At 48.6% G+C, this 12,170-nt stretch carries 14 protein-coding genes and 1 pseudogene; 9 read left to right on the top strand and 6 right to left on the bottom strand.

The annotated features are described in order from the left end of the window. Positions 1–7 precede the first annotated feature (7 nt). Positions 8–441: pseudogene (locus tag RT644_RS23630) on the top strand (hypothetical protein). A gap of 341 nt (positions 442–782) precedes the next feature. Further along, positions 783–1,181 carry a barstar family protein gene (locus RT644_RS09965; RefSeq protein ID WP_313626501.1) on the top strand — a complete coding sequence of 133 codons (399 nt, stop codon included), beginning with the start codon at positions 783–785 and terminating at the stop codon, positions 1,179–1,181. A gap of 94 nt (positions 1,182–1,275) precedes the next feature. Here the strand turns inward: RT644_RS09965 and catA are convergent, their stop codons facing one another. Together catA and RT644_RS09955 are read right to left on the bottom strand one after the other, a co-directional pair. Beyond that, on the bottom strand, positions 1,276–1,953 hold the full coding sequence (catA, locus tag RT644_RS09960) for a type A chloramphenicol O-acetyltransferase (protein WP_313626500.1): 678 nt from the start codon (positions 1,951–1,953) through the stop codon (positions 1,276–1,278). Positions 1,954–2,338: 385 nt separating this feature from the next. After that, a complete protein-coding gene (locus tag RT644_RS09955) occupies positions 2,339–2,842 on the bottom strand; it encodes a DUF1003 domain-containing protein (protein ID WP_097407517.1) in 504 nt (167 codons plus the stop codon). A gap of 437 nt (positions 2,843–3,279) precedes the next feature. Between RT644_RS09955 and RT644_RS09950 the strand changes: the two genes are divergently transcribed. The 3 genes from RT644_RS09950 to RT644_RS09940 all read left to right on the top strand — a co-directional run bounded on the left by RT644_RS09950 (position 3,280) and on the right by RT644_RS09940 (position 5,696). Continuing rightward, positions 3,280–3,720 (top strand): GNAT family N-acetyltransferase, encoded by a 441-nt coding sequence (locus tag RT644_RS09950; protein ID WP_045506974.1) that lies wholly within the window; start codon positions 3,280–3,282, stop codon positions 3,718–3,720. A gap of 225 nt (positions 3,721–3,945) precedes the next feature. Continuing rightward, positions 3,946–4,689: an SDR family oxidoreductase gene (locus RT644_RS09945; RefSeq protein WP_313626497.1), complete on the top strand. Its 744-nt coding sequence runs from the start codon at positions 3,946–3,948 to the stop codon at positions 4,687–4,689. A gap of 149 nt (positions 4,690–4,838) precedes the next feature. Next, the gene (locus RT644_RS09940) at positions 4,839–5,696 is read left to right on the top strand and encodes a hypothetical protein (RefSeq protein WP_313626496.1); all 858 of its coding nucleotides are present in this window, start codon (positions 4,839–4,841) and stop codon (positions 5,694–5,696) included. A 44-nt stretch (positions 5,697–5,740) separates the two neighbouring features. Here the strand turns inward: RT644_RS09940 and RT644_RS09935 are convergent, their stop codons facing one another. Next, the gene (locus RT644_RS09935) at positions 5,741–6,190 is read right to left on the bottom strand and encodes a carboxymuconolactone decarboxylase family protein (RefSeq protein WP_045506980.1); all 450 of its coding nucleotides are present in this window, start codon (positions 6,188–6,190) and stop codon (positions 5,741–5,743) included. A 445-nt stretch (positions 6,191–6,635) separates the two neighbouring features. Between RT644_RS09935 and RT644_RS09930 the strand changes: the two genes are divergently transcribed. Both RT644_RS09930 and RT644_RS09925 read left to right on the top strand, forming a co-directional pair. Further along, positions 6,636–7,205, top strand: coding sequence for a TetR/AcrR family transcriptional regulator (locus RT644_RS09930; RefSeq protein WP_020457379.1), 570 nt, complete (start codon positions 6,636–6,638; stop codon positions 7,203–7,205). Between the two features lie 59 nt (positions 7,206–7,264). Beyond that, positions 7,265–7,741 (top strand): DUF1348 family protein, encoded by a 477-nt coding sequence (locus RT644_RS09925; RefSeq protein WP_017456351.1) that lies wholly within the window; start codon positions 7,265–7,267, stop codon positions 7,739–7,741. Between the two features lie 110 nt (positions 7,742–7,851). On the opposite strand, the gene RT644_RS09920 is transcribed toward RT644_RS09925, so the two are convergent. Beyond that, a complete protein-coding gene (locus RT644_RS09920; RefSeq protein WP_313626495.1) occupies positions 7,852–8,577 on the bottom strand; it encodes a type 1 glutamine amidotransferase in 726 nt (241 codons plus the stop codon). 115 nt (positions 8,578–8,692) lie between these two features. Here RT644_RS09920 and RT644_RS09915 point away from each other — a divergent pair, with 115 nt between their 5' ends. Continuing rightward, positions 8,693–9,460, top strand: a complete 768-nt coding sequence (locus RT644_RS09915) for an AraC family transcriptional regulator (protein ID WP_269231262.1) — start codon at positions 8,693–8,695, stop codon at positions 9,458–9,460. A gap of 49 nt (positions 9,461–9,509) precedes the next feature. Here the strand turns inward: RT644_RS09915 and RT644_RS09910 are convergent, their stop codons facing one another. Next, positions 9,510–10,415, bottom strand: a complete 906-nt coding sequence (locus RT644_RS09910) for a LysR family transcriptional regulator (protein WP_020457382.1) — start codon at positions 10,413–10,415, stop codon at positions 9,510–9,512. A gap of 203 nt (positions 10,416–10,618) precedes the next feature. Between RT644_RS09910 and RT644_RS09905 the strand changes: the two genes are divergently transcribed. After that, positions 10,619–10,912 carry a DUF1330 domain-containing protein gene (locus tag RT644_RS09905; protein ID WP_020457383.1) on the top strand — a complete coding sequence of 98 codons (294 nt, stop codon included), beginning with the start codon at positions 10,619–10,621 and terminating at the stop codon, positions 10,910–10,912. A 365-nt stretch (positions 10,913–11,277) separates the two neighbouring features. Here RT644_RS09905 and RT644_RS09900 read toward each other — a convergent pair whose 3' ends face one another. Then, positions 11,278–12,084, bottom strand: coding sequence for an SDR family NAD(P)-dependent oxidoreductase (locus tag RT644_RS09900; RefSeq protein ID WP_313626493.1), 807 nt, complete (start codon positions 12,082–12,084; stop codon positions 11,278–11,280). Positions 12,085–12,170: the final 86 nt, after the last annotated feature.

The following is a 12,170-nucleotide window of genomic DNA, read 5'->3' as shown; positions in this document are numbered from 1 at the left end:
CTGAACCATGGAGTTAAAAGTGAAATACGTTGCCCTGGCAGGCCTGTTGTGTTCCCTCGCACTCAGTGGGTGCGCCATAACCGTCAGCGAACTTAAAAGCAGCCAGTCCTCTTTTGACGGCAGTTTCATAAGCAACGCGGCTTCTGATACCTATCGAATCATCAGGCACATGGCAAGGCAGTGCCTCGAATATGAGGCATATTCAGGAAATCCGGTTATCGTATTAAGCGAGTTTGACGTTGAGCGCAAAAAAGGGGAGATCAATCAAAAGCTCCTTTCACAAGATTATTGATTAATAACACGTTAATTGAGATCGAAAGCCGGAATGGCGATAACACGCAGATCAGCCTTTACACCACCAAGAACCTCCTGAGCGCGGGCATCCGCTCACCAAAGATAAGTGATATTAAGCGCTGGGCTGGCGGCGATAAAACGTGCTAGCACGACACCCGCGTCTCACTCAGCACTACCGTGAAGTGCCCCGGATTGTATGACTTGCGCCACAGTGATTAACACACCGCAAATTGCGTAATACCTTCGTCAGGAGGGGAACTACTGCGAACCTCCGCTTCTGGTGATGAGCGGAGATGCCTGCTCATGGCTGGCTGCCTGGTGCCTGAAACGTACGTTGGAAACCATCACGCGATTAAATAGAGGATCTTGGTTCCAGGAACGGATACTCATATTCTATCGCTGAAATTAATGATTATGGGTTAAGATAGTGAGATCCGGGATATAGTGGGCCGTAAGCCTTCCCTCCAGGAAGTAAAGGATAAAATTTAATGTCTTTTAAATTCTATGAAAAATACCCATCTTTAGATATTTCTCAGGTTTTTTGCGCGCGAATAGATCCTGAAATACGACTGAGTTCGGAATTACTCAAAAGCTTTTATTATTTGCTGTGGTTTCCCGGATATTTTGGATTCAACTGGGATGCATTAAACGATTGTTTATGTGATTTTAGCTGGATTGATAGTAAAAAAATAGCCATCATTCATGAGAAAATCCCCGAGTTACCTGATGAGGAGAAAGTGATTTATCTCGATATTCTTAACCATGCCATTTTATCCTGGAAAGAGGATAATACTCATGATTTTGACGTTTATTTTAAGCAGGAAGACAAAAAGAATATCGAAGAGTTGCTTGCGCTTGCAAGGAATAATAAAGAGTCAAAAGGATAATTCAAAGATGCCAAAGCTCTCTCCGTTTCAGCTTTAGCGCCGACGTCGTGCTGTATGCCCCAGGTAAAAGGATATTTACCCGTATTCTGGCGCATTACGCTTCGGGTTCCCCTGAATGTCGCAATAAGTCATCGCACATGGTTTGTAACTCATTGATTAGTCTTGATACATGAAAACCATCGCAAACGGCATGATGTACCTGGACGGCGAGAGGTAACAGTACTTTTTCACCTTGTTGGTAATATTTTCCAATCGTGAACATGGGGGCGAAAAAGTTCTGCATGTTTGCAATATTAATATTAAAACCAGTAAAACTTACCCAGGGATTTGCAGATACGAAAAATACGTTTTCCCGAGACTCTTCTTTAGGCAGATAGGAGAGGTTATTGCCATAGCGTGCGACGTCTTCGGAATAAATATCCAGGAAGTGATGAATATTGCCATCGTAGTGACTCCATAATGACGAAAAAGTCTCTGTTTCATCATGGAAAATCGTATAGCATGGGTGAATATCATTCCAGATGACAAGCTCATTGTCTTTTATAGCCATACGAAATTCTGTATGCTTGTTTACTATTTTAGCAATGAGGAAAATTAAAGTAGGATAAATTTTCCAGCCAACCGCCTTTATATGTTTTAACAACGCGGTAATATCTAATTGTACAGTTTGACTAAATGTACACTGAGCAAAGGTCTGAAATGCCTCAAAATGCTCCTTCCTTGCCCAACGAGATAAGTCGACAGTTGTATATTCTGGAGTTGTTTTTTTCATTTTTAGCCTTTGGTCACCAATAATGAATAATGTTTTTCCGGTAGCCTAAGATTTTTCTATAAATTAATCAAGTGCATAGGCCAGGAATCTTCCTGGTAGCGAACGAAATTATTAAGAGTGAGTGTATCTATCTTCATACGGGAAGAAACAGTACGTAAATTTTCCAATATCCAAATAATGAAAGTGGATTGTGCAATATGCAGTATTTTCGTAACGACAAAAAGTCGCCGAATATCCGCTCCTCGCTAAGTACGGCCTGTCATGCCTGCTCAGGGAGCAGGCTTGGCGGGGCATTTTCGTGATACTGGAGAAGAGAGCGCATCGCTGCCATAACGCCCGATGTCTGCCAGCAGATCTCACGGTGGCACCAGTCACCACGAGATATTTACTGCTGCTGTTTGTGAAGCTCACGCTGTGCAAGCTGTAAGGTGATTGTTTCGATACGCTCGGCCATTTCCCGGGTCATTTCGGTCAACTGAGTATTTTGTTTTAGCAATTCCAGCAGTTGTGCCGACTGCTCCTCGGCGAGGATCTGGCGTTTCGTCATTGCGTCGTCCAGATCTTCGCGGTGTTGTGCATCCGCCAGCGCATGAGCCTGATCTCGCTCCGCCTGCCGGGTTTGCGCCAGCAGGATCAGCGGCGCGGCATAAGCAGCCTGAATGCTGAACGCAAGATTGAGGAGAATAAAAGGATAGGGATCAAACTTCACGACACCAGCCACGTTCAGAATAATCCACACGATCACAACGATAGTCTGTCCAATCAGAAATATCGGCGTACCGAAAAAACGAGCGAACGCTTCTGCTTTCAACGCAAACCACTCGTCGCCAAAAGTATGCGTAATGCCTTTCAGGGGGCGATATAACCGAAATTTTTTATCTGTGTGCATATCATAGACTTCCTGCTGGGGGAGGTTGCCAGAATCGCCGAAACGTTTTTTATCATTGGGCACTTAAGCCCAGTCGTACAAAAATATACGTCACGGATGTTATACGTCAGGTAAAGCGCCTGCATAAAGCGTATCAACCAGCTCACTCCATCCACATTATCCCATCGCCAACTGGATGGTTCGCGGCCGGCAAGCTCGCCCGGAACACCCCGAATGATTACTGATACTCCTCAATGATTAACATGCGCCAGCAACGGTGGGATAAACGGCGAACTCCCGTTTTTCACGCAGAGCGCATATCATCTCTTCCGGCGCTGCCCGCTTCGTGGCAGAAACGGATATTAGCGATCCGGGACTTTTAAGCCTGGAAGCAGCGCCTGGGCCCAAAATCAGCTTTGTTATTATGGAATTAACACTTACTCATCAAGGTATATGACATGTCGTTTAAGGTACGTGAAGCTAACGCTAAGGATTACGATGCATGGTTAAGGCTCTGGAACGGATATTTGCAATTTTCTGGCAGTACGCTGAGCGATGACGTTACCTCATCGACCTGGCGTCGGGTGCTGTCTCCAGACTCTGATGTCATCTGCCGGCTTGCGGAAGCTGAACAGGGCGTGGTTGGTTTTGCGATGTGCGTGTTGCATGAGGGAACATGGGTAACACAGCCTCATTGTTACCTTGAAGATCTTTTTGTTGATGAAACTATGCGCGGCCTTGGCGCGGGAAAAGCGCTGATTGAGGCGATATGTGAGGAAGCCCGGACGAAGTCATGGTCGAAAGTCTATTGGGTTACCAGAGAGTCCAATCCGGCCCGGGCACTGTATGATAAGCTTGCCGTGCTGGATAATTTTGTCCGCTATACCGTCAAGTTGTAAATACAGGACTACCTGAACCCAAATTACAACTTCGGGCAAATCGCCGTCCGATGATATTTTCGTGGGCGGCCTTGTGCCAGAGGCGAAAGTCGCTAATCCCCTTGTTCTCTTCACCAGTTTGTCGCGCCGTTTATTTATTAAAAATGGCACTAACGGAAAGATGTCATTCAGTCTCCTCATGTATATCTCCATCACACATATCCATTAAGAAAAGGAGGCATGAAGATGCTGAGAGGTAAGAGAGCGGTTATTACCGGTGGCGGCGGGGGATTTGGCCGGGCGCTGTGCGTGTGGCTGGCGCGAGAGGGCGTCGAGGTGAATTTTTGCGCGCGGCGGGCTGATGATATGCAAAAAACCTGCAGCATCATTACTGCCGAAGGCGGCATTGCAAAAGGGTATATCTGTGATTTAACCCGGCCTGAGTCCCTTTCTTCGTTTTCTTCACCGTTATTAACTTCAGACAAGCCCATCGACATTTTAATTCTCAATGCTGCTCAGTGGTTGTCAGGGACGTTAGACGATCAGCCTGACACAGAAATTATCACTACCATCAGTTCAGGACTTACGGGGTCGATTTTACTGACGCAGGCATTGCTGCCTGGATTAAGACGTTCAGACAGTGCTGATATCGTCTCCATTATATCTTCATGCGCGATCCCGCATTTTACGGATTCAATTGCGCATCCCGCTTTTTTTGCCAGTAAGCATGGGCTTAGCGGGTTTACAACGAAACTGTCACAGCAGTTATCTGAAGAAAATATACGCGTAACCGGGCTGTACCCACCGGATTTTGAACTTAGCGCTTTAGATACGGTTGTCGACAATCACTCCGCAATGGGGGAACGTTTACTGACTGGGCGATCGATCTGGGAAACGATTCGTTTTGTACTGACTCAACCGCGCAGTTGCCATATCAGTAGCATCTACTTTCAGGGGCCAACGCGCGAAGACCTTAGTTGTCGGGGCTGAGTCCGCTGATGCTAAACAGAACGGCCACCGTTCACTAAAGGCCGTTTATGTAAAGTAGAGATGCTTCAGTGGCTGCAAATCACTTGTCCGTAGTCGCCGTATAACGTTAATGTAATAGCATGTAATTATCACTTGCGGCCATAATTCTGATGCGTAGATCTACGGATTATGTTCTTAAAGAGCAACCGCTTTTTCGCGACAAGCGTTTTATTTTTCTGGGCGAATCCATACATGGTGTGTCGGAATATACTCAATTAAGAAAGGATATAGCGGAGCGCTATTTTAAAAATTCGGCTGTATTAATTTTTGAAGCGGATAGTAAAGGGATGTTATTTTCGCATCAATATAATGAATCTGCCATTTGCCGACTTCAAAACTTCCCCAGGATATTACGTACCCAGGAAACCTTAAATTTACTGATATGGGCTATATCGCGGCAAATTCCTTGCCTTGGAATTGACGCTATTCCTCGTCGACCTGTAACTGCCTTCCCCCCGGAATGGCAACCCATTCAACAACGAGAAAGGGATGAATATTTCAGGGCCCGATCGGGAAGACACTTTTTTGCATGGCGTGACTTCCGCATGGCTGAAAATTTGATCAACTTCACTTCAGCGTATCCAGAACACCGGATGTTAATTATGCTTCACAATCTTCATATAAAACGGCGCGGTAGCCTTGAGAAGGCAGAATTACAGTTAAAATCCGTCCGAGAATATTTTGAGGATGCATTTCCCTTGCAAAGTCATTCTATTGCTCAGCTTGCCCAACGCGGTAGTGCTTTACACAATGATTTAACGCTATTTAATTTTCAAATTACCGATCCACTCTCGGTCGAACTTTTATCCGGTGCGGCGGCATACACTTTGCTTACAGCGCAACAAATACCGGATGTCAGCACTGCCTGGCATCATGCTTTCGAACGTGAAACCGTCACACCCAAAAATCAGTATGAGGGGTGTTTTATCTTTAAAGAGGTGCATCCCCCGATAATTATTTCAGCATAAAATTCAGAAGATTATGTATAACCTCGCTTCGCCAGCACCGCATTTCAGGCTTTAGCGAGCGGCTTCATGCGAAAACTGATGCCCATACGATTAATGGCATTCATAGTGGCAATAACAATGGTCAGTTCAACCAGATCTTTTTCACCGAATACAGAAAGCGCGGCGGAATAGGCTTTATCGCAAGCGTGTGTTTCACTGATACGGGTAATTTCTTCTGCCCATGCGAGCGCCGCTTGCTCTTTTTCCGAGAATAAATAGGTCGCTTCGCGCCAGACAGGCACCAGGACTATCTTTTCGATGGACATACCAGCCTTGATAAGGTCGCGAGTATGTATATCAATGCAGTGCGCACAACCGTTAATCTGTGAAACGCTTAAAAAAATTAAGTGAATAAGATCAGCGGGTAAATTTGTCCCGGTAGTAGCGTAATGATGGAGCGCTCCGATAGCCTTTCCACCTTCAGCAGAAACCTGAAACCAGTTTGGACGCTTCATACCTATCTCTCCTTTTGAAATTGTTGAGTCACTCTCTGTTTATTATTCCGATGTCATAAAGCGCCATTACGACGAATTTGAACCGGCACGTCTGCTCTGACGTTGTGATATTAGCCATTCATGACATAAATAAAAGAGACAAATACTGAGTAAGAAGGTAGGACATTCAGCGCGGGAATTTCTGCCAGTTAAACAGAGAAAACAGTCCGTTGAAGATGATTCCCGGGAATGATAAAACGCACGATTAATATCCGCTTCCCACTTATGCCAGGCTTTCAATCCGACGCGTTCGACGTCTTCGTGCCCGTAGATTGCACCTCCAGCTCATCCGCGTTTTAAAAAAAGCTAGCGGTTCGTTATCACTCACGGACGGCTTTTTTCTTTTTCGAAAGTTCTTTCTGAAAAAAGGGTTGACGAGGTAGAACGATCGTTCTACCTTTATCGCATGAACAAGAAAACGACCGATACCCGAGAAAAAATCCTGTCTACCGCAGAGCAATTGATCTATCAAAACGGTATTCATGCCACCGGCATGGACCTTCTGGTCAAGACCTCAGGCGTAGCAAGGAAAAGTATTTATCGCTATTTCGCGACCAAGGATGACGTGGCAGCCGCCGCGTTGAATGAGCGTGATGAACGCTGGATGCACTGGTTCAGAACCGAATCTGATAAAGGCGATACCCCTCAGGATCGCATTTTGAATATGTTCACTGTCCTCAGGGGCTGGTTTGAATCAGAAGGCTTTCGTGGTTGTGCATTTATCAACACAGCCGGAGAAGTGGGGGACCCTGACGATCCCGTTCGCCAGATAGCAAAGCTGCATAAACAAAAATTGCTGGATTACACGCTCGAACTCACTGAGCAATTAAATATCGGGCAACCTGTCGCGCTGGCCAGACAGCTACTGATTCTGCTGGAGGGCGCTATCACCATGTCGTACGTAATGGGCGATTGCAGCGCCGCCGATAGCGCAAAAGACGTGGCGAAAATCTTGCTGGAACAGGCCTCTTCATAACGCCTGCGTATCAAAAAATGATTTCTACTCATATATCCGAATTTACAGGAGGCTTCACCATGTCCGAAACGCAAACCCGCCCGCCACTTCCGCCGTTCACTCGCGAGTCAGCGATTGAAAAAGTGCGTCTCGCTGAAGATGGCTGGAACAGCCGCGATGCTGAAAAAGTTTCACTGGCGTACTCACTGGATACCAAATGGCGTAACCGCGCCGAGTTTGCCAATAATCGTGAAGAGGCCAAAGCATTCCTGGCCCGTAAATGGAAAAAGGAACTTGAGTATCGTCTCATTAAAGAGTTATGGGCGTTTGACGGCAACCGTATCGCGGTCCGGTACGCTTACGAATGGCGTGATGACTCAGGCAACTGGTTCCGCTCTTACGGCAACGAAAACTGGGAATTTGAAGCCGATGGCCTGATGAAACGCCGCTTCGCCTGTATCAATGACATGCCTATCAAAGAAAGTGAACGCAAATTCCACTGGCCGCTGGGACGTCGTCCGGATGATCATCCGGGGTTGTCGGAACTGGGTCTGTAAATTTGTCGCTAAGCCCCCGGATACAGTGGTAGCCGGGGGCTTTTCTCAACGCAAAAATAACGCCAGATGTTCATTAACATCAGGAGCCGGTTCCGTTGAGGTGAATGTCGTCATGCGTTTGACTGGGCGTAACGTGACGCAAGTTTGTCGAGAAAGATGAATAAGTTTCTGTTCATTTCGCTGTAATCCGTCGCCCGTAGTTCGTCTGCTGACTGAACGAAACGATATTCAGCGGCCCGGCGTAAATCGTTTTCGGAATGAGCAATCAACAATTCGACGACCTCCGGTGTCAGTTCCATATGGCACTGAAACCCGTAAACCCGATCAGAATACGCGACGATCTGGCGTGGACATCCCTCGCTCCAGGCGATAATTTCCGCCTCAGGCGTAAGCCCTGGCATATCGTTATGCCAGTGACCTACGTTAAGGGTATTGCCGAAGTGAGAGAACATCTCGTTCATCGCTCCCTTCTCAGTCATAAAAATGGGAAACGTGCCAATCTCTTTTTCCGGACTGTGAGCAAAAGGGGCGCCCAATGCTTCGCCAATCAGTTGAGCGCCCAGGCAGACACCGATAACGGCTTTACCTGTGTTCACCGCCGAGGCAATCAGCGCCTGCTCAGCGTGAGAGTCAAAATGCGCGCACTCTTCCACACTGACGGAGGGATCCTGGGGGCCGCCCATGACCACCAGCAGATCGATGTCCCGTGCATCTGCGGGAAGTTTTTGACCGGCATAAACGCGGGAAAAGGTGATCTGATGGCCGCGACGCGTCGCCCAGATTTCGTAAGCGCCGGGCGCTTCGAAACGTTCATGAACAATGAAATGTACTCGCACAGATGTATGCTCCTGTAATACGGGTCATAAAGTTAATTAAGCGCACGTTACCCGCCAACATTATCGCGCGGGTAAGATCAGCCAGGTCATGGTAAACAAGAGGTTCTCATCTGAAATGCCAGTCAGCATTGATAAAACGCCAAGACATAATGAAGCGACGGGTTGGTCAGGCACGGCCATTTCTTACCGCCGTGGAGAGGTTGATCCCCCGCATTACCATCTTGAAGGGCAGCTATTATTTGCTACCAGAGGGGTAATGCTGGTTGAAGCCGCTGACAGACAGTGGGTTATTCCCCCTCAACGCGCCCTCTGGATCCCCCCGTTTATGGTTCACTCTTATAGCGTTCTGTCAGATACGGAATTACGGGCGGTCTATGTCAGCAGTAGCCTGATTGCGGCCTGTACAAACTTCAGCAGGAACAGCCAGGTTCATACCATTAGCGCGACGCCACTGGTGAAAGAACTCATAAACGGCCTTTTTACGGGTGAATATAACGCGCCGATAAAGCGAAAAATGGCGCTTTTACTGCTGGAAATCCTCAGCGAGACCCCCTCCGGGGGCGCGGAACTTCCTATGCCGCGTGATGCGCGTTTATTTCGTGCCGCAAGAGAGCTGGTGTTCAGTCATCGCTGGAGCGCGTCACTGATTGACCTGGCTGACATAGCGAACATGTCGGAACGGACTTTTTCTCGCCAGTTTTTACGGGACACCGGGTTCAGCTTCCGGACATGGAAACAGCGAGCCAGAATATACGCATCCTTAGATCTCCTCGCTGATAACATCCCCGTGAAACAGATCGCCTACCAGCTCGGTTTCTCATGCCCGGCGGCGTTTTCTGCGGCGTTCCGTTCAGTGATGGGGACAACGCCCGGCGAGTTTTAACCGGGCTGCGACGGGGAAGGGCAATAACAACCAATTATGAATACCGGTATCAGTCAAAGTAAGGTTTTAACATTTCTTCGGTCCAGTTCATAAACGCTCTTACACGCTGCGACAAGTTGCGCCGGTGCGCGACAACAAAAAACGCAGTAAGCGGCGCGGGGCGAAACTGGGGCAACACTTCAACCAGTGCGCCACTTTTGATATGGGGTAAAAGTGAGGAATAGCCTCCCTGAATTAAACCTAACCCCGCCAGCCCCGCCTCATGATAAGCCGGTACGCTGTTGACTCTTATGGTGCCTGGTAACATCACTGAGTGGTAACCATCGCCTGCCGGATATTCCCATCCGTCAGGTTTCGAACCAAAGTTGCGCATATAGTGAACCATCCTGTGTCCCTGGCTGAGAAGATCATCAATCGTCTGCGGAACACCGAAGCGATCAAGATAGCGCGGACTGGCTGCGTTGATCATGCGCAGATGCCCCAATGGCCGTGCAATAAGCGTTTCATCAACAACGGGGCCGAGGCGCACAACGCAGTCAAACCCTTCCTGAACCAGATCGACACGGCGGTCAGTACTCGAAAGTTCAATTTCCAGTTCAGGATGTGCTTCCAGCAGCTGTGGCAGAGCAGGGATCACCACGCTTTGTGCCAGTACCGCTGGCATATCAACGCGAATCCTCCCTCTTAATGACTGATCGCCGTGAGAGAACATGGATTTCAGTTCCTCAGCCTCCGAGAGAAAGTCGCGGGCGCGCGAATAAAAAACCCGCCCGTCTTCAGTTAACTGTACCGTCCGCGTTGTCCGGTGCAGTAGCGTAGCGCCAATTTCCTGCTCGAGTTCACGGACCACCAGTGAAGCGCGTCCTTTCTGGATGCCCAGACTTTCGGCTGCCTGCGTAAAACTCTTCATTTCCGCCACGCGCGCAAAAATGATCAGTGGCTCCAGATTTTTCATTGTTCACCTTTTGGGTAACAGTACGTTATTTTTTCCGCTATTTATGGCCATGTTAATACTTAATAGACTGCTTTCACACCGCGTAATCGCACAACGCTGTCTGGATGCATTGAAGATCAATCATCCCCTGAAAAGGCTTTTACGTTCTCACCTGTCTATGTACTTACGCTGGCATATCCAGCCGCTAACGAAGGATAAAACCCATGAATAAAGGTTATCTCATCGCCCATGTGACCGTTTCAGACCCCGTTGCCTACGCTGAATATGCCAGAGCGGCGGCGGCGGCCATGCAGAATTTCGATCCGAAGATCATTGCCTGGTCCGGGCAGTACGAAAACCTTGAAGGAGAGTCGCATGAACGGCATGTCGTTTTTGAGTTCGATTCTTTTGCGGAAGCTAAACGCTTTTATGAAAGTCCGGAATACCAGGCCGCAAGATCACTACGTTCAGGGGCTGCCAGCGGAACGTTTGTACTGGTTGAAGGCACCGGGCTTTAACGCGCCGGGTTTCAGGTCCGTGAGTTTATGGATAGAGGCAACGCGGCCCTTAAACAAGGGGGAGGTTAATCCCCCGGTATCCTGATAAACAGGATGGCCTGCTGCCGCGAACATAACCGCAGTCTCCGCGCGGCCGGTGACGCTTCGTTCAGTTCATCGGCACGCCTGCATATGACATCGACTGTGATGGCAAGCCGCTCTTGCTGTCACCGGCTCTCCCGCAGCCAGGAATCCTCCTTCTGCACAAGGCGCACGGGATTATTGCCCTGGCAATGGGCGTCAGCGCTGTTTATTCCGCTGGCCCAGGCATGCTGATCAGCGGGTTCAGATTAACCCCTCTCACATCTTCTTTTGAGGGGGAATATTCACATAAATCTGTCTGCGCCACCTGATGCTTCAATGGTCTGCCCGGTAACAAACTGATTCCTTTCGGAGAGCAGAAAGGCGGCAATTGCCGCGATATCTTCAGGCAGCCCAAAGCGGCCTACCGGCGTTTTCTCTTTTCCCAGTAATGCCATGACGTAGTCGTCAGTTTTATCAGCCAGTTCAGGGCGGCGATGGCGGACATTCGGCAGCATATTCTGCGCCCAGTTATCCGTCGCGACAGCACCCACGCCAATCGCATTAACCAGAATGCCATCCGCCGCCACGCTCAGAGCAAGGCTTCGGGTCAGGTTGTTGATAGCGGCGCTCAGTGCATGTGAGACGGTAAGTTGCGGGTTTGGGTAGATGCCGCCAATAGAGGAAATAGTGACAATTCGCCCCCAGTTTCGTCTTTGCATCCCGGGTAACACAGCTTTGCAAAAGCGTCGCATGGCGGAGAATTTGGTCTCGGTCATTAACTGCCAGTCCTCTTCGGTGGTGGTTAACAGCGTGCCTGCATGGGCTTTTCCGGCATTATTCACCAGCAGATCAACGTGCCCAAAACCCTTTTCCGCTTGTTCAACGACCCGCGAGGGCAGGCCGGGATCGGTCACATCCCCGGCAACCGGCAGCGCCGAAACACCATACTTATCGGCGATCTTTTTCGCCGCCAGGATAAGTTCTGGTTCTTGTCTGGAAACCATAACGACATGCACACCATTTGCAGCCAGCTCTTCACAAATACTGAAACCAATCCCGGTTCGCGCTCCGGTTACCAGAGCCACTTTACCTGTCAGTTTTAAATCCATTTTGTTACTCCTTACACTCAGCACCGTTAACAACATAAGAACCATTACTAACTCATCCCGATTTCAGACGCTTGTGCCACATAATT

The organism is Kosakonia sp. (genome assembly GCF_032104925.1).
Classification (GTDB): domain Bacteria; phylum Pseudomonadota; class Gammaproteobacteria; order Enterobacterales; family Enterobacteriaceae; genus Kosakonia.
This window is presented reverse-complemented; position numbering and strand designations above follow the sequence as displayed.